Raw genomic sequence first — 17,650 nt, forward strand, 5'->3', positions numbered from 1 at the left:
GAGGTCCGGAACGGGCGGTACGTGACCCCGCGTTGTTTGTTGAGGAGGGCTACTGGCTGATGATCGCTGATCCGACGAACGGATCCACGGCCAAGGCGATGAACAGCAGTGTCAGGTAGCTGATGGAGCCGTGGAAGACCTTCATGGCCCGCTTGTCCGAGATGTCCTCGCGCTGCGCACGGTTGTACAGGGAGTGCGACTCGTTCAGGAACCAGGCACCTGCCAGGACTGCGGTGGCCGTATAGACCCAGCCCGCGCCACCGGCGGGGACCAACAGCAGCGAGCAGGCCACCATGGCCCAGGCATAGAGGACTACCTGGACAGAAACCACCTTGGCGCCGGCGATCGCTCCCAGCATCGGTACGTTGGCGTTGCGGTAGTCCTCGCCGTAGCGCATGGAAAGCGGCCAGTAGTGCGGCGGCGTCCAGAGGAAGATGACCATAAACAAAATGACGGCCGGCCACTCGACGGTGTTGGTCACAGCGGCCCAGGCAATCAGCACCGGGAAGCAGCCGGCGGCTCCACCCCACACAATGTTCTGTGCCGTTCGGCGCTTGAGAATGATGGTGTAGATGACCACATAAAAGAAGATCGCGCCGAGCCCGAGCCACGCTGCCAGCGGGTTGGCCCCGAACCAGAGAATTCCAATTGCCGCCGCGCCGAGCAGCCACGAGAAAACCAGTGCCTCGCGGGGCGTCACCTCGCCGGTGACGAGGGGACGGTTCTCAGTCCGGTGCATCAGTTTGTCGATGTCGCGGTCCAGGTAGCAGTTGAAGGCACCGGCGCTGCCGGCAGCAAACGCGCCGCCTACCAAGGTGGCCAGGATCAGCCCGATCGGCGGGAAGCCGCGCTCGGCGTAGATCATGGTGGGGAGGGTGCTGACCAGCAGCAACTCAATGACACGCGGCTTGGTGAGGGCGAAATACGCCTTGGCCTTACGGGCGAACCCGGCTCCCCCTCTGGTGCGGGAAGCGTTAAGCGGCGTATCTGTTGTGCTCACGGTGGCAGTCACCCGTTCTGGTTGGCAGTTCTGTCTGGCGGTGCAGCTGTGTCTTACGGCCGTTGGCCGGGCTGCCCGCCAATGGTCATCAGAAGTAGGTCCCGGCAACGCCTGGTGTCTGCCGCCGCCCTTATTAGGGCTCGGCTACCGGCGTAGGCCTCCAAATATCATACCGTGCGCATTTGTAACAGATGCCCCGTGATTAGGCCCTTATGATTGCGCACAGGGTGATTCGAGCAGATTAACTCAACCTCACGAAATGACGATTCACATAAGGGGAAATTGCGTCCAAAAGGTGAGATTTGCGCTGACCGGAGAGTGGAATGGAGCTAAGCTGTCACCAGATCAGCACCCGGCAGAAATACGTTGGAAAACGCGTTCCAACAGCCCCGCTGAATGATAGATCAACGTTTCGATGGTGAACGGCTGGTACACACCGCAGCAGGCACCATAGCGTGCCCCGGAGCGGATCCCGTGTACCGCCCACCATCAGCACAGAGAGGGGCCCGGTTTTCGTGCCACATTTGGAAGAGCAAGAACTGTCATGGACCAGCTTGGACCAGCGCGCCGTAGACACCATCCGCGTCCTGGCTGCGGATGCCGTCGAGAAGGTCGGCAACGGTCACCCCGGCACTGCCATGAGCCTGGCACCCGCCGCATACCTTCTCTTCCAGAAGCTGATGCGCCACGACCCCCGTAACCCGGACTGGCTGGGACGTGACCGTTTCATCCTGTCCCCTGGCCACACGTCGCTCACCCTTTACATTCAGCTGTTCCTGTCCGGCTACGGCCTGGAACTGAAGGACCTTGAGGCGCTTCGCACCTGGGATTCGCTGACCCCGGGCCACCCGGAGTACAAGCACACCGCCGGTGTCGAAATCACCACCGGCCCGCTGGGCCAGGGTCTTGCTTCCTCGGTGGGCTTCGCCTACTCACAGCGGCGGATGCGCGGCCTGTTCGACGCCGACGCTGCCGCCGGCGAAAGCCCCTTCGACCACACCATCTGGGTTATCGCCTCCGACGGGGACCTGCAGGAAGGCGTGACCTCCGAGGCTTCCTCGCTGGCCGGCCACCAGGAACTGGGCAACCTTGTAGTTGTCTACGATGAGAACCATATCTCCATCGAGGACGACACTGACATCTCCTTCACCGAGGATGTCCTCAAGCGCTACGAGGCCTACGGCTGGCACACCCAGCGCGTCGACTGGACCAAGACCGGCGAATACAAAGAGGACGTGCAGGAGCTGTACTCTGCGCTGCTCGCCGCAAAGGCCGAGACGTCCAAGCCGTCCATCATCTCGCTGCGCACCATCATCGGCTACCCGGCACCCAAGAAGCAGAACACCGGCAAGATCCACGGTTCAGCCCTGGGCGCCGAGGAAGTCGCAGGCCTCAAGGAGGTCCTGGGCTTCGACCCCGCCAAGTCCTTTGACGTTGACCAGGACGTCCTGGCCCACGCCCGCTCGGTGGTTGACCGCGGAGCCGCCGCCAAGAAGGAATGGGAAGAGTCTTTCAACGCCTGGCAGGCCGCCAACCCCGAAGGCGCGGCTCTCCTGCAGCGCATCGAGGCCCGCGAACTGCCCGAAGGCCTGGACGCCGCACTCCCGGTCTTCCCGGCCGGCAAGGATGTCTCCACCCGGGCAGCGTCGGGTAAGGTCCTGAACGCACTCGGACCGGTCATGCCGGAACTCTGGGGCGGTTCGGCTGACCTCGCCGAGTCCAACAACACCACCATCGAAGGCTCCGCCTCCTTCATCCCGGTTTCCCGCTCCACCGATGCATGGAAGGGCAACCCTTACGGCCGCGTCCTGCACTTCGGCATCCGTGAGCACGCCGCGGCGTCGATCGTGAACGGTATCTCGCTGCACGGCCGGACCCGGGCGTTTTCCGGTACGTTCCTGATCTTCAGTGACTACCAGCGCCCGGCCATCCGCCTCTCGGCTCTGATGGGTGTCCCGTCCATCTACGTGTGGTCCCACGACTCCATCGGCCTGGGCGAAGACGGTCCCACCCACCAGCCGGTGGAGCAGCTCTCCACGCTGCGCGCCATTGTGGGCCTGGACGTAGTCCGCCCCGGCGACGCCAACGAGGTGGGCATCGCATGGAAGACCATGCTGGAGAACCACGAAAACCCGGCCGGCATCGTCCTGACCCGTCAGAACATCCCCACCTACGCCCGTGGTGAAGGCGTGGCCGACGGCGACACGTTCGGTTCCGTTGACGGCGTCGCCAAGGGCGGCTACGTCCTCGCCGAAGCGGCCAAGGACGGCGCAACCGTTCCGGCCGACGTGCTGCTGATCGCTACCGGCTCCGAGGTCCAGCTGGCCGTCCAGGCCCGCGAAGCCCTCCAGGCCGAAGGCATCGCCGCCCGCGTCATCTCCATGCCGTGCGTCGAATGGTTCAACAAGCAGGACGCGGCCTACCGCGAATCCGTGCTCCCCGCAGCAGTCAAGGCACGCGTCTCGGTCGAAGCCGGCCTGGCCCTGGGCTGGAGGGAATTCGTTGGCGATGCCGGCCGTTCCATCTCGCTCGAGCACTACGGCGCTTCGGCAGACTACAAGCGCCTGTTCCAGGAGTTCGGCATCACTGCGGAGGCTGTCGCCGCCGCCGCCAAGGACTCCCTCGCTGGCCTGCAGGCCTGAACCCGATTCCAGGAGATACAAAAAATGACTACCCCCACACAGCAGCTCTCCGACGCCGGAGTATCCATCTGGCTCGATGACCTTTCCCGCAGCCGCCTTGAAACAGGCACGCTGCAGAAGCTGATCGAAGAGAAGAACGTCGTTGGTGTGACCACCAACCCGTCCATCTTCCACGCCGCCATCACCGCCGGCACGGACTACGACGCCACAATCGCGGCCCAGGCAGCAGCCGGCGCCAGCGTCGAGGAGACCATCTTCGAAATCACCACCACCGACGTCGCTGACGCCTGCGATCTCTTCGCACCGGTGGCAGCAGCCACCAACGGTGTCGACGGACGCGTTTCCATCGAAGTTGACCCGCGCCTCGCCTGGGACACGGCCGGCACCATCGCCGAAGCCAAGCACCTTTACAAGAAGGTCAACAAGGTCAACGTCCACATCAAGATCCCGGCAACCCTCGAAGGCCTCGAAGCGATCACCGCGACGCTGGCCGAGGGCATCAGCGTCAACGTGACCCTGATCTTCTCCCTCGAGCGCTACCGCGCCGTCATCAACGCGTTCCAGTCCGGCCTGGAGCAGGCTAAGGAAAACGGCCACGACCTGTCCACGATCCACTCGGTGGCCTCGTTCTTCGTCTCCCGCGTGGACTCCGAGATCGACAAGCGCCTCGACGCCATCGGCACCGACGAAGCCAAGGCCCTCAAGGGCAAGGCAGGCGTAGCCAACGCCCGCCTGGCCTACCAGGTCTACGAGCAGCTCTTCGCCACCGAGCGCTGGGCACTGCTGGCCGAAGCCGGCGCCCGTCCGCAGCGTCCCCTGTGGGCCTCCACCGGCGTCAAGGACCCGGCCTACCCCGACACCCTGTACGTCACCGAGCTGGCTGCCCCCGGCGTTGTGAACACGATGCCGGAGAAGACCCTGGACGCCACGTTCGACCACGGCGTCGTCACCGGGGACACCATCACCGGCACGTACACCGAGGCCAACGCCACACTGGACGCACTGGACGCACTGGGCATCTCCTACAACGAGGTGGTCGCGCTCCTCGAATCCGAAGGCCTCGACAAGTTTGTGGCCAGCTGGAAGGAACTCCTGGGCGACGTCGAAGGTGCCCTTGCCGCTGCACGGAAGGCTTCCTAACCCACTATGAGCACTCTCAGCTACGATGCCACCGGTGCCGCGCAGCAGGCACTCGAACAGCACCTGCCCGCCCTCGTCACGGACCGCATTGCCACCCGGATCTTCGCCAAGGACCATACCTTGTGGGGTCCCGATGCGGAGGCCGAGTCAGCTGTCCGCCTTGGTTGGGTTGAAGCGGCCACCGTCTCACAGGCCCTCGTGCCCAGCATCCTCGAACTCCGGGGCGCCCTCAAGGCTGACGGCGTGACCCGCATTGTGCTTTGCGGCATGGGCGGATCTTCGCTGGCTCCCGAGGTCATCGCCGCCACCGCTGGCGTCGAGCTGACAGTGCTGGACAGCACCGACCCCGACCAGGTCCGGGCTGTCCTCGCGGACCGGCTGGCCGAAACCGCGATTGTGGTTTCGTCTAAGTCCGGTTCAACCCTGGAGACCGACTCCCAGCGCCGGATCTTCGAGCACGCCTTCACCGAAGCCGGCATCGATGCGAAAAGCCGGATCATCATCGTCACCGATCCTGGTTCCCCCCTGGACAAAGCCTCGCGTGAGGCCAGCTACCGTGCCGTCTTCAACGCCGATCCGAACGTGGGGGGCCGCTACTCCGCCCTCACGGCATTCGGGCTGGTCCCCTCGGGCCTTGCCGGTGTGGACATCCAGGCTTTCCTGGATGAGGCCGAGGAAGCCGCTGAGATCCTGAACGAGGACGCCGCCGAGAACATCGGGCTGGCCCTCGGAGCGGCCCTGGGCGGAACCAATCCGCTGCGCAACAAGATTGTCATCGCCGAGGACGGTTCCGGCATTGTGGGCTTCGCTGACTGGGCCGAACAGCTCATTGCCGAATCCACCGGGAAGCTCGGCACCGGCGTCCTGCCGGTGGTGGCCGGACCCACGTCACCGGAGGTCACCTCCGGTGCCCCGGACGTCCTGGTGGTGCGGCTGGTAGCCGCGGATGCCGACGTCGAACTCGGCAACAACGAAGTAGCCATCGCGGGCGGCCTGGCCACCCAGATGATGGTGTGGGAGTTCGCCACTGCGGTGGCCGGGCGCCTGCTCGGCATCAACCCGTTTGACCAGCCGGACGTGGAGGCAGCCAAGGTTGCGGCCCGCGGCCTGCTGGACGCCCAGCCCGAACCGACCCCGGCCGCCTTCGTAGACGGCGTCATTGAAGTCCGCGGTGGAGACTGGCTGGGCGACGCAGCGACTGCAGAAGATGCCGTCAACGCACTGCTGGGAACCCTCGCCGAGGACAGCTACCTTAGTGTCCAGGCCTACCTTGACCGGCTGGCTTTCGCGGAGCTCGAAGGCATCCGCGACCCGCTTGCCGGCGTCAGCCGCCGTCCCGTCACGTTCGGCTGGGGCCCGCGGTTCCTGCACTCGACCGGGCAGTTCCACAAGGGCGGACCCGCCATCGGAGTTTTTCTCCAGATCACGGCCGCTCCTGCCGAAGACCTGGCCATCCCGGACCGTCCATTCACGTTGGGGGAATTGATTTCCGCCCAGGCCGCTGGCGACGCCCAGGTCCTGGCCGGCCATGGCCGTCCCGTCCTGCGACTGCACCTGACCGACCGCGCCGCCGGCGTTGCACAGCTGCAGGAGATCATTGCAGCAGTTGCAGCCCGGTTAGCTTCCGTCACCGAAAACTAAGGCTCAACAGCAAACATGCCAGAAACTGAAAACGGCAGGAATTCCGCGACGCGCTCGGGACGGCCAGGCCGCAACCCGTTGCGGGATCCGCGGGATCGTCGACTGAACCGGATTGCCGGTCCGTCCTCGTTGGTGCTCTTTGGAGTGACCGGTGACCTTGCCCGTAAGAAGCTGATGCCGGCGGTGTATGACCTGGCGAACCGTGGGTTGTTGCCGCCGAGTTTCGCGTTGGTGGGTTTCGGCCGCCGCTCCTGGTCTGATGCGGAGTTCGCGGCCGAGGTGAAGGCTTCGGTTCAGGCGTATGCGCGGACGCCTTTTGATGGGGCGGTGTGGGACCAGCTCGCCGAGGGTATCCGTTTTGTCCAGGGCGAGTTCGACGGCGATGATTCGTTTGAGCGGCTCGGTGAAGTCATTGATGAGCTCGATCAGACTCGGGGGACGCGGGGTAATCACGCGTTTTACCTCTCGATTCCGCCGAAGGCGTTTGAGCAGGTCTGCCGGCAGCTTTCCAAGCATGGGCTCGCGCAGGCCGAGGGTGAGAAGTGGCGGCGGGTGGTGATCGAGAAACCGTTCGGGCATGATCTGGAGTCTGCCCGGGCGCTCAATGAAATTGTGGAGTCGGTGTTCCCGCCGGATGCGGTGTTCCGGATCGATCATTACCTGGGGAAGGAAACGGTCCAGAACATCCTGGCGTTGCGGTTCGCGAACCAGTTGTTCGAGCCGTTGTGGAACGCGAACTACGTGGACCACGTCCAGATCACGATGGCCGAGGACATCGGCACGGGCGGCCGGGCCGGGTATTACGACGGCGTGGGTGCGGCCCGGGACGTGATCCAGAACCATCTGCTGCAGTTGCTGGCGTTGACGGCGATGGAGGAGCCGATTTCCTTTAACGCGGACGATCTGCGGGCGGAGAAGGAAAAGGTCCTTGCCGCGGTGAAACTCCCGGAGGATTTGTCGACGCATTCGGCGCGCGGGCAGTTCGCCGGTGGCTGGCAGGGCGGGGAACAGGTCCAGGGTTATCTGGAGGAAGAGGGTATCCCGGCGGATTCGAAGACCGAGACGTTCGCTGCGATCCGGGTCGATATCCATACCCGCCGCTGGGCCGGTGTGCCGTTCTATTTGCGGGCGGGTAAGCGTTTGGGGAGGCGGGTGACGGAGATCGCGGTGGTGTTCAAACGCGCCCCGAACCTGCTCTTCCGTGACCATGGTGAGGATGACTTCGGCCAGAACGCCGTGGTGATCCGGGTCCAGCCCGATGAGGGTGCGACGATCCGGTTCGGGTCCAAGGTCCCGGGCACGCAGATGGAAGTCCGGGACGTGACCATGGACTTCGGGTACGGGCATTCCTTCACCGAATCGTCTCCGGAAGCGTATGAGCGGCTGATCCTCGATGTGCTCCTGGGCGAGCCGCCGTTGTTCCCGCGGCACGCGGAGGTGGAGCTGTCCTGGAAGATCCTGGATCCTTTTGAAGATTACTGGGCCGGGCTCACTGAACAGCCCGAACCCTACGCCCCGGGGTCCTGGGGCCCTGCTTCGGCGGACGAGCTCCTTGCCCGCGACGGACGAACCTGGAGAAGGCCATGATTGTAGATTTGCCGGACACCACCACCTCGAAGATTTCCAAGAAGATCACCTCCTTGCGCGAGCAGGGCGGTGTGATCGCCCTGGGCCGGGTCCTGACCCTGGTGGTCGTGACCCGGTCCGGGCTCGAGGAAGAAGCGATCGAGGCCGCGAACGAGGCCAGCCGTGAACACCCCTGCCGGATCATCGTCCTCGCTGACGCCGGCTCTGAGGCCCCGGACCGGCTCGACGCGCAGATCCGGGTCGGTGGTGACGCCGGCGCCTCGGAGGTCATCGTGCTCCGCGGCTACGGCGAACTCGCCCACGAGTCCGAATCCCTCGTCGCGGCCCTGCTGCTCCCGGACGCCCCGATCGTGGCCTGGTGGCCGCACGGGGCACCGGCGAACGCCTGCGAAACCTCCGTGGGCCGGATCGCGCACCGCCGGATCACCGACTCCGCGAACGAAACAGATCCTCAACTGGCGCTGGAAAACATCCGGGCCACCTACAAGGCCGGGGACACCGACCTCGCCTGGACCCGGCTGACGAACTGGCGGATCCAACTCGCGGCGGTCCTGGACCAGGTGGACTCCTCACCCGTCACCGCCGTGGCCGTCGAAGGCGCTTCCGACTCCCCGTCCACGATCCTGCTCGCGGCCTGGCTGACCCTGGCCCTAGACGCGCCCGTGACCATCGTCGCGGACCCCGCCGGGACCGGCATCCGCCGGGTAAGGCTCACCCGCCACACCGGCGACGTGCAGCTCTTCCGCCCCGGACTCTCCGTCGCGGAACTCACCCAGCCCGGCCAGCCCGCCCAACGCATCTCCCTGCCACGCCGCAGCCTCAAAGACTGCCTCGCCGAAGAACTCCGCCGCCTCGACCCCGACGAAGTATTCGGCGAAGTGATTACTATTGGACTGCCACGTACCAATCTAAGGAGCGTCCGACCCAGTGAGCGTTGAGCCAAGAGTTAGCATCCATCCCGATTCGTCCGTCCTGATGGCCGCGATTGCGGCGCGCCTGATCACCAAGCTAGTGGATGTGCAGGACAAGCACGGTGAGGCCACGGTGGTGCTGACCGGCGGCACAGTAGGCATTGGAACGCTGAAGGCGGTTGCGGATTCTCCGGCGGCGCCCGCCGTCGACTGGTCCAGGGTAAATTTTTGGTGGGGTGACGAGCGGTTCGTCGGTACCGACGATCCCGACCGGAACACCAGGCAGGCGTTTGATGCACTCCTGTCGAGCATTCCGGTTGATCCGGCAAGGATCAACCAGCCGGCCTCCTCGGATGACTTCGACACGCCCGAGGAAGCCGCCGAGGACTATGCTCGCAGGCTCCGCGAAGCAGCCCAGGCCGAACATGCTGCTGACATGTCCGACGACCGTCCGGACCAGCCGGGAGTCCTGCCGCGGCTGGATGTGGTGCTGCTGGGCGTTGGCCCCGACGCGCACGTGGCCTCTCTCTTCCCGGAGCAGGGCGGAATCCGGGAGAAGGAGCTGACAGTAGTCGGCGTCCGGAATTCGCCGAAGCCGCCACTGCAACGCATCTCACTTACGCTTCCCGCCATCAACACTGCGGCCGAAGTCTGGATGGTGGTGGCCGGTGAGGACAAGGCCGGTGCGGTGGGCCTGGCCCTGGCTGGCGCCAACCCGGTGCAGGTTCCGGCGGCAGGCCCGCGGGGGACCTTCCGGACCCTGTGGCTTATCGACGAAAACGCGGCGTCACGTGTCCCGCAGCAACTCGTCCGCAAGGACGCCACCGGCGCGTAGTTTTTCCAGGGCTCCGGCCAGGACAGCCTCGGCGTCCTGGTCGGAGCGCCGTTCTTTAACGTATTCAAGATGGCTTTTAAAGCCTTCGCCCAACGGGTCGGACAGGTCGGCGTCCTTGCCGTCCCGTGATGCCTGAGCCCCGCAGCGCCGGCAGTCCCAGAGGGGGGGAATTTGCTCGTCCGGCAGCCGCAGGAAGACTAGCTGGGTCTCATGCCCCTTGGCGCACCAAAAAGAAACCCGGATACGGGGCACTCTTTCGCCGGAGGCTGCTTCTGACTGGTTCTTGGGACCGGCCCCTTCTGTCACACCCACCCGGGTGCCGCGGAACGCTGACGCACTATGTACCATCTGGACTCCTGGCTGCTTAAACGACGCTGTTTAAACGAAACTGTGGCTGTTGGGAGCCAACAGCCACAGTTTAGTTCGGAGATCCTCATCGCGGCAGTGCCGGGCGACGATCAGTTGCAGAGTCTACGAGTCCCCTGCGCCGCTGAAGCGCATAATCAGGCCGAGGCCAATGATCACGACGCCCCAGGTGACGCCCAGGATCACGGTGAACCTGTTCAGGTTCCGTTCGGCAACCCCGGAGGAGCTGAGGCCGGAACTCATACCACCGCCGAACATGTCCGACAGCCCGCCGCCCCGTCCCTTGTGAAGGAGGATGAGCAGGGTCAGCAGAAGGCTGGTAATGCCCAGGAGAATCTGCAGAATGACATGAAGAACGTCCACGACGGCCTTTCAGAAGATTGGAATTGCGGGAGCCTGGAACTGCGTGACGGACTAGCCCGTCGCCAGGTGACTCTCGAACCTGACAATATTAGCAAACTCCGCGGGATCGAGGCTGGCCCCGCCGACCAAGACACCGTCAACGTCGCGCTCCTTCAGGATCGCGGCGACATTGTTTGCCTTGACCGAGCCGCCGTAGAGCAGCCGGATCTTCGCTGCAACATCGTCGCCGAAGAGGGTGGCCAGTTCCGCGCGGATGGCAGCGCACATCTCCTGAGCGTCCTCCGGGCCGGCCACTTCACCGGTGCCGATGGCCCAGACGGGCTCGTAGGCCACCACAAGCTCTGCCGCCTGCTCGGCAGCCAGACCGGCGACGTTCGCCCGGAGCTGTGTCAGGGTGTGCTCGACATGGGTGCCTGCCTGGCGGATTTTCAGGCCTTCGCCGATGCAAAGGACTGGAGTGACACTGTGCTTGAACGCTGCCTTGACCTTGGCGTTGAGGACGTCGTCGGATTCCAGGTGGATGGTGCGGCGTTCGCTGTGCCCCACCAGGACGTAGCGGCAGCCCAGCTTGTTCAGGAACTGGCCGGAGGTGTCGCCGGTGTAAGCGCCCGAGTCGAACTGGGAGAGGTCCTGCCCGCCGTAGGCAATGTCCAGTTCATCACCCTGGACGAGGGTCTGCACACCGCGAAGGTCGGTGAATGGCGGGAAGACAACCACCTCGACCCGGCTGTAGTCGTGCTTGGCGTCCGACAGGGTCCAAGCCAGCTTCTGCAGGAGGGTGATGCCCTGGACATGGTCCATGTTCATCTTCCAGTTGCCCGCAATGAGAGGCGTACGGTCAAAAGCGCCGTTCGTTGACGTAGTCACGTGTTCTCCAAAAGTTCTTGATATGTGTGCGGCCGGCAGGGTGCCCGCGGGCACCCTGCCGGCCGGAGGACTTGGCAGTCCAGGGTCCTAACGGTCCAGGACGCTGAGTCCCGGGAGTTCCTTGCCTTCGAGATATTCCAGGCTGGCGCCGCCGCCGGTGGAAATGTGCCCGAACTGGTCGTCAGCGAAGCCGAGCGTCCGCACGGCGGCAGCGGAGTCCCCGCCGCCCACCACGGTGAACGCGTCGGCCTCAGTGAGGGCTTTGGCTACGGCGCGGGTTCCGCCGGAGAATGCTTCGAACTCGAAGACGCCCATGGGCCCGTTCCAGAACACCGTTTTGGCGTCCTTGATCCGGTCCGCAAAGGCGGCGGCAGAGTCCGGACCGATGTCAAGGCCGATGCCCTGTGCGCCGAAGCTGCTGCGTTCGATGCCGTCCGCGGGGACGGTCTCGTAGTCTGCGTTGGCCGCGAACTTACTGGCCACGATGACGTCGGTGGGAACGATGAATTCCGTGCCGGCTCCGGCAGCCCGTTTCAGGTAGTCCTGGACAACCGGGATCTGGTCTTCTTCCAGGAGGCTGCCGGCCACGCTGTGGCCTTCTGCCGCCAGGAACGTGAAGAGCATGCCGCCGCCCACCAGGATGGTGTCGGCCTTGCCGATGAGGTTGTCGATGACCGCCAGCTTATCGGAGACCTTGGAGCCGCCGAGTACCACCACGTAGGGCCGCTGCGTGTCAGCCGTCAGCTTCCGCAGGACCTCCACTTCGGTGTGTACGAGATCGCCCTGGTAGGACGGGAGGCGGGTGGCGACGTCGAACACACTGGCATGCTTACGGTGTACGGCACCAAAGGCGTCGTCAACGTAGGCGCCGTTGGGCCCTGTCAGGGCCACCAGTTCGTCCGCGAAGGCGCCGCGTTCGGCGTCGTCCTTGCTGGTCTCCCGGGCGTCGAAACGCACGTTCTCCAGGACGAGGACTTCGCCGTCCTGAAGCGAGGCAGCGAGTTCTTTCGCTGAGCTGCCCACAGTGTCCTGCGCGAGCGAGACCTTGAAGGCGGCGAGTTCGGCGAGCCGCGCTACGGCAGGCTGGAGGGAGTACTTTTCCTCCGGAGCGCCCTTGGGGCGTCCGAGGTGCGCTGTTACCAGCACGCGGGCACCGGCGTCCGTGAGCTTTCCCAGTACTGGCAGAGAGGCCTTAATGCGGCCGTCGTCAGTCACTGTAGAGCCGTCGAGCGGCACATTCAGGTCACTTCTGACAAGAATGTGCCGCCCGCGGACACCTTCAGCGATCAGTTCGTTGAGGGTGTGGAATGTCATGTGTCTAACCCTAGCCCAGCTTCGCTGCGACGAGCTCCGTGAGGTCCACGAGGCGGTTGGAGTAGCCCCATTCGTTGTCATACCAGGAAACAACCTTGACCTGGTTGCCGATGACCTTGGTCAGGCCGGAGTCGAAGATTGACGACGACGGGTCCCCCACGATGTCCGAGGAAACGATCGGAGCGTCGGTGTACGTGAGGATGCCCTGGAACTCTTCGGACTCCGAAGCCTTCTTCAGCGCTGCATTGACTTCCTCGACGGTGGTCTCCCGAGAGACGGTGACCGTGAGGTCAGTGGCCGAGCCGGTGGGGACGGGCACTCGGATGGCGTAGCCGTCCAGCTTGCCCCTAAGCTCAGGCAGGACCAGTCCGATCGCCTTGGCCGCACCCGTGGAGGTGGGGACCATATTGATGGCGGCGGCGCGCGCACGGCGGAGGTCGTTGTGCGGGCCGTCCTGCAGGTTCTGGTCAGCAGTGTAGGCGTGGATGGTGGTCATCAGGCCACGCTCGATGCCGAAGGTGTCGTTGAGGACCTTGGCCAGCGGGCCCAGGCAGTTGGTGGTGCAGGACGCGTTGGAAATGATGTTGTGCGCCGCGTTGTCGTACAGGCCGTCATTGACACCCATCACGATAGTGATGTCCTCATCGGAGGCCGGTGCGGAGATCAGGACCTTCTTGGCGCCTGCATCGATGTGCTTCTGCGCGGCAGCGGCCTTGGTGAAGAAACCGGTGGACTCGATGACGATGTCCACGTCCAGCTCGCCCCAAGGCAGGTTAGCGGGATCGCGTTCGGCGAGAACCTTGATGACGTTGCCGTCGACGACAATGTTGCCGTCCTTGACTTCAACGGTTTCCTTCAGGCGGCCGCCGACGGAGTCGTACTTGAGCAGGTGGGCCAGCGCCTCAGGGCTGGTGAGATCGTTGACGGCAACGATCTCCAGGTCCGCGCCCTGAGCGAGGGCTGCGCGGAAGTAGTTGCGGCCGATGCGGCCGAAGCCGTTGATACCAATACGGGTCGTCACTTGTTCAGTCTCCTTGGTGCCTAAATAAGCACTAACTAGTTGAGCGGGCATTGAAGCCAACTAACAGATCCCGCACGCCATTGGGCAGAGATGATTAACAGATCGGAGGGCGACCAGCCACGTTGCTGAAGGCAGACCGCCTTCCGTGATCCATCTTACGTTTAAGTTGGTCCGCCCCCGCAAGTGCGGGGGCGGACCAACCGCATTCCAGCCGAAATCACGCCGAAATGTGAAGTTTGTTACACGTACATGTACTGCAGGTCACTACGGCAGGGTAATGAGGCCCGTAGCGTTGGTGCGTGCAGCATCGAAGCGTTTGGCGACATCTGCCCAATTGACGATGTTCCAGAATGCCTTGACGTAGTCAGCCTTGACGTTTACGTAGTCCAGGTAGAAGGCGTGCTCCCACATGTCCAGCATCAGCAGCGGCGTGGTGCCGAGTGCTACGTTGCCCTGCTGGTCGTAGAGCTGCTCGATGACCAGGTTGCCACCGATCGGCTCGTAGGCCAGGAATCCCCAGCCCGATCCCTGCAGGCCTAGGGCCGCAGCGGAGAACTGGGCACGGAAGGCGTCAAAGGAACCGAAGGCGTCATCGATGGCAGCTGCCAGCTCACCCTCGGGCTTGTCGCCACCGTCCGGGGACAGGTTGTTCCAGAACACCGAGTGGTTGATGTGGCCGCCGGTGTGGAACGCGAGGTCCTTGGACAGGCGGTTGATGTTGGCGAAGTCGCCCTTTGCGCGTGCCTCTGCCAGCTGGGCAAGGGCATTGTTGGCACCCGCAACGTACGCGGCGTGGTGCTTGCTGTGGTGCAGCTCCATGATGCGCGCCGAAATGTGCGGCTCAAGCGCTGCGTAGTCGTAGCTGAGTTCTGGCAGTACGTACTCGGTCACAAAATCCTCCAATATCGTGGACGGTCTGTCCGGGTTGTAAATCTCGGATTGTGCATCCGGATGACTGGCATCCGGATGATCAGGTTGAACGCTCTGATTCTAGGGGCGCCGCTACTCGTCCAGCATCTCAGGCGTCACATTGGCATCAGTGCCGGGGATCCCCAGATCGATGGCCCGCTTGTCCGCCATGGCCAGAAGCCGGCGGATGCGGCCGGCGATGGCGTCCTTGGTCATCACCGGATCGGCCAGGCGCCCGAGCTCGTCCAGGCTTGCCTGCTTATGGGCCACGCGGAGTGCGCCGGCGTATTTGAGGTGGTCCGGGACGTCGTCGCCCAGGATTTCAAGTGCCCGGTCAACCCGGGCACCGGCGGCCACGGCCGCTTGCGCGGAGCGCCGCAGGTTGGCGTCGTCGAAATTGGCAAGCCGGTTGGCCGTGGCCCTGACTTCCTTGCGCATCCGGCGTTCTTCCCAGACCATCAGAGCGTCGTGGGCGCCCATCCGGATGAGGAGGGCGGCGATGGTGTCGCCGTCGCGGATCACTACCCGGTCCACTCCCCTGACCTCGCGGGCTTTCGCCTGGATGCCGAGACGGCGGGCGGCACCAACGAGGGCAAGCGCGGACTCGGGCCCCGGGCACGTGACTTCCAGCGATGACGAACGGCCCGGCTCGGTGAGCGAACCATGGGCCAGGAAAGCACCACGCCAGACGGCCTCGGCGTCGGCGGCCGAGCCGTTGACCACAGCTGAGGGAAGCCCCCGCACCGGCCGGCCACGGCCGTCCAGCAGACCTGTCTGGCGGGCCAGGGACTCGCCGTCGCGGACTACCCGCACCACGTACCGGCTGCCGCGGCGCAGTCCCCCGCCGGAGACAACGATGATCTCGCTCTGGTGCCCGTAAACCTCCGCGATGGCCGCCCGGAGCCTGCGCGCCGTTGACGCGAGGTCAACCTCGGCTTCGATCACGATCCGGCCCGAGATGATGTGCAGGCCGCCGGCAAAGCGCAGCATGGCCGAAACCTCTGCCTTGCGGACTGAGGATTTCTTGATGTCCAGGCGGGACAGTTCTTCCTTGACCGATGATGTCAGTGCCATGGCACCTTCCTAACTGTTCCCAAAAATGTCGTGGTACGCCGCTGCCAGACGCAGGGGGTCATGGACGGGTCGGCGGCCCGACGCCCCCACTTTACCCAAGACAACCTCGGCGCCGATCATCCCGGCGGCTTTCTCGAACTCCTGCCGGTCCTGCACCGACGCGGGATCCGCCAGGACGACGTCGACGCTGAAGTCTGGCGCATACCGGTGGAGGGCGTACAGGTGGTCCGCCGCAGACATGCCCGTGGTCTCTTTGGTGTCCGTTGCCAGGTTCATGGTGAGGCAGCGTTTTGCCGCCGTGGCACTCAATGCCGCCCGCATTTCGGGGAGCAACAGGTGCGGCAGCACGGACGTGTACCAGGACCCCGGCCCGAGGATGACCCAATCGGCCAGCTCGATGGCTGTCAGGGCTTCAACGCAGGCCGGCGCCTGTTCGGGCAGGAGCCGGATCTGTTCCAGCGAACCCGCAACGGCGCAGCGCGCCTGCCCGCGGATCGTCTGTAGCGCTGACGTGCCGTCAGGTGCGGAGACGCGGATGTCGCCTTCGATGGTCAGCGGCACGGTGGACATCGGAAGCACCTGCCCCCGGGCGCCGAGCAAGGCGCCGGCCCACTTCAGTCCGGCCACGGTGTCGCCCAGAAGCTCCCAGAGGGTGACGATGAGCAGGTTGCCCATTGCGTGCTCGTCCAGCGATCCGCCGCGGCCTTGGCCGGGCCGGAAACGGTGCTGCATCACGTCACGCCACGTGCGGCCCCAGTCTGTGTCGTCGCACAAGGCGGAGAGTGCCATCCGCAGGTCTCCGGGCGGGAGGACACCGTACTCGTCGCGCAGACGCCCGGAAGACCCGCCGTCGTCCGCCACAGTGACAATGGCTGTCAGCTCGGAGGTAAGCAGCCGCAGCGCCGAAAGCGAAGCAGACAGGCCATGCCCGCCGCCCAGCGCCACAACATTGGGGCCCTTGTCCTGCTGGCCGGATGCCGTTCCGCTGGAAATCGGTACCAGCGGGAGGGGCCCGGTGAACATCCCCATTACTCGCGGCCCAGATCCCGATGAGTGGTGGTCACGGTCACGCGGGGATACTGTGCCAGTTTCTTGGAAAGTTCGACGGCGACCGCCACCGACCGGTGCTTGCCACCGGTACAGCCGACGGCAATCGTGGCGTAGTGCTTGTTTTCGCGCCGGTAGCCGTCCAGGACAGGCTCGAGGGCCAGGACATAGCGGTCCACGAAGTTCTTCACGCCTTCCGCCTCGAGGACGTAGTCACTGACATCCTTGTCCAGGCCCGTATGCGGGCGCAGCTGCGGAACCCAGTGCGGATTCGGGATGAACCGGACGTCCGCAACGTAGTTGGAATCCACCGGCAGGCCGTACTTGAAGCCGAAGCTCATGACGTTGAGCCGCAGGGCTACCGGACCGGAATCGCTGAAGAGTTCCGTGACGGCGGTAGCCAGGGCGTGGACGTTGTACGTGGAGGTATCCAGTACGACGTCGGAGCTGTCGCGCAGTTCCTTGAGAACCTCACGTTCGGTGGCAATTCCGTCGAGGATCCGGCCGCCTTCCTGGAGGGGATGGGGCCTGCGGCCCTGCTCGAAGCGGCGGACCAGGACGTCGTCGTTGGCGTCGAGGAAAAGGACCCGGAACTTGACACCGCTGGCGGCGAGGGCGCCCAGGGCTGCTCGGACGTCGAGAAAGAGTCCTTTGCTGCGGACATCCATCACCACGGCCAGCCGCGGAATGGACTGCGGCGCGTGGGACACAATCTCGGCCAGGGTGCCGAGCATCTGGGGCGGCAGGTTTTCCACGACATACCAGCCGTGGTCCTCCAGCGCGTCCGCGGCGGTGCTCCGTCCCGCCCCTGACATACCGGTGACCACCAGCAGTTCCGCTTCGACGGGCTTGACCGGCGTCATGCCGTCCTGCCCTGTCCCGGATTCCGCCGTAGAGTCTGCCATTCGTTCCGCCCCGTTTCTGTCCAGATGA

At 64.6% G+C, this 17,650-nt stretch carries 16 protein-coding genes; 6 read left to right on the forward strand and 10 right to left on the reverse strand.

The features are described 5' to 3' along the window. Nucleotides 1-49: 49 nt before the first annotated feature. Complete coding sequence (locus tag ACQCSV_RS10750) at nt 50-1,012, reverse strand: heme o synthase (protein ID WP_282331509.1); 963 nt, start codon at nt 1,010-1,012, stop codon at nt 50-52. Nucleotides 1,013-1,524: 512 nt separating this feature from the next. On the opposite strand from ACQCSV_RS10750, the gene tkt reads away from it, so the two are divergent. From tkt to pgl, 6 genes are read left to right on the forward strand one after another with little or no spacing between them, the layout of a single operon-like run. Further along, entirely contained in the window at nt 1,525-3,642 is a 2,118-nt protein-coding gene (gene tkt / locus ACQCSV_RS10755; RefSeq protein WP_426939554.1) for a transketolase, read from the forward strand. Nucleotides 3,643-3,666: 24 nt separating this feature from the next. Further along, complete coding sequence (gene tal / locus ACQCSV_RS10760; protein WP_426938398.1) at nt 3,667-4,782, forward strand: transaldolase; 1,116 nt, start codon at nt 3,667-3,669, stop codon at nt 4,780-4,782. A gap of 6 nt (nt 4,783-4,788) precedes the next feature. Next, a complete protein-coding gene (locus ACQCSV_RS10765; protein WP_426938399.1) occupies nt 4,789-6,423 on the forward strand; it encodes a glucose-6-phosphate isomerase in 1,635 nt (544 codons plus the stop codon). Nucleotides 6,424-6,438: 15 nt separating this feature from the next. Next, a complete protein-coding gene (gene zwf / locus ACQCSV_RS10770; protein ID WP_426938400.1) occupies nt 6,439-8,010 on the forward strand; it encodes a glucose-6-phosphate dehydrogenase in 1,572 nt (523 codons plus the stop codon). Then, entirely contained in the window at nt 8,007-8,948 is a 942-nt protein-coding gene (locus ACQCSV_RS10775; RefSeq protein WP_426938401.1) for a glucose-6-phosphate dehydrogenase assembly protein OpcA, read from the forward strand. The genes zwf and ACQCSV_RS10775 overlap by 4 nt, the downstream gene beginning before the upstream one ends. Nucleotides 8,949-8,985: 37 nt before the next feature. Further along, on the forward strand, nt 8,986-9,756 hold the full coding sequence (gene pgl, locus ACQCSV_RS10780; protein ID WP_426939555.1) for a 6-phosphogluconolactonase: 771 nt from the start codon (nt 8,986-8,988) through the stop codon (nt 9,754-9,756). Here the strand turns inward: pgl and ACQCSV_RS10785 are convergent. The 9 genes from ACQCSV_RS10785 to rapZ all read right to left on the reverse strand — a co-directional run bounded on the left by ACQCSV_RS10785 (nt 9,709) and on the right by rapZ (nt 17,622). After that, entirely contained in the window at nt 9,709-10,104 is a 396-nt protein-coding gene (locus ACQCSV_RS10785; RefSeq protein WP_354155837.1) for an RNA polymerase-binding protein RbpA, read from the reverse strand. The two genes, pgl and ACQCSV_RS10785, sit on opposite strands and share 48 nt — an antisense overlap. 123 nt (nt 10,105-10,227) lie before the next feature. Beyond that, nucleotides 10,228-10,485, reverse strand: coding sequence for a preprotein translocase subunit SecG (gene secG, locus ACQCSV_RS10790; RefSeq protein ID WP_282330728.1), 258 nt, complete (start codon nt 10,483-10,485; stop codon nt 10,228-10,230). Nucleotides 10,486-10,536: 51 nt separating this feature from the next. Next, a complete protein-coding gene (gene tpiA / locus ACQCSV_RS10795; RefSeq protein ID WP_354155838.1) occupies nt 10,537-11,352 on the reverse strand; it encodes a triose-phosphate isomerase in 816 nt (271 codons plus the stop codon). Between the two features lie 87 nt (nt 11,353-11,439). Further along, nucleotides 11,440-12,666, reverse strand: a complete 1,227-nt coding sequence (locus ACQCSV_RS10800; protein ID WP_354155839.1) for a phosphoglycerate kinase — start codon at nt 12,664-12,666, stop codon at nt 11,440-11,442. A gap of 10 nt (nt 12,667-12,676) precedes the next feature. Further along, complete coding sequence (gene gap, locus ACQCSV_RS10805) at nt 12,677-13,687, reverse strand: type I glyceraldehyde-3-phosphate dehydrogenase (RefSeq protein WP_426938402.1); 1,011 nt, start codon at nt 13,685-13,687, stop codon at nt 12,677-12,679. A 264-nt stretch (nt 13,688-13,951) separates the two neighbouring features. Next, nucleotides 13,952-14,578: a superoxide dismutase gene (locus ACQCSV_RS10810; protein ID WP_185263578.1), complete on the reverse strand. Its 627-nt coding sequence runs from the start codon at nt 14,576-14,578 to the stop codon at nt 13,952-13,954. Nucleotides 14,579-14,689: 111 nt separating this feature from the next. After that, entirely contained in the window at nt 14,690-15,670 is a 981-nt protein-coding gene (gene whiA, locus ACQCSV_RS10815) for a DNA-binding protein WhiA (protein WP_354155841.1), read from the reverse strand. A gap of 9 nt (nt 15,671-15,679) precedes the next feature. Continuing rightward, nucleotides 15,680-16,699, reverse strand: coding sequence for a uridine diphosphate-N-acetylglucosamine-binding protein YvcK (locus tag ACQCSV_RS10820; RefSeq protein WP_354155842.1), 1,020 nt, complete (start codon nt 16,697-16,699; stop codon nt 15,680-15,682). After that, on the reverse strand, nt 16,699-17,622 hold the full coding sequence (rapZ, locus tag ACQCSV_RS10825) for an RNase adapter RapZ (RefSeq protein WP_354155843.1): 924 nt from the start codon (nt 17,620-17,622) through the stop codon (nt 16,699-16,701). The genes ACQCSV_RS10820 and rapZ overlap by 1 nt, the downstream gene beginning before the upstream one ends. Nucleotides 17,623-17,650 lie beyond the last annotated feature (28 nt).

This window comes from Pseudarthrobacter sp. S3 (assembly GCF_050156905.1).
Classification (GTDB): Bacteria; Actinomycetota; Actinomycetes; order Actinomycetales; family Micrococcaceae; genus Arthrobacter.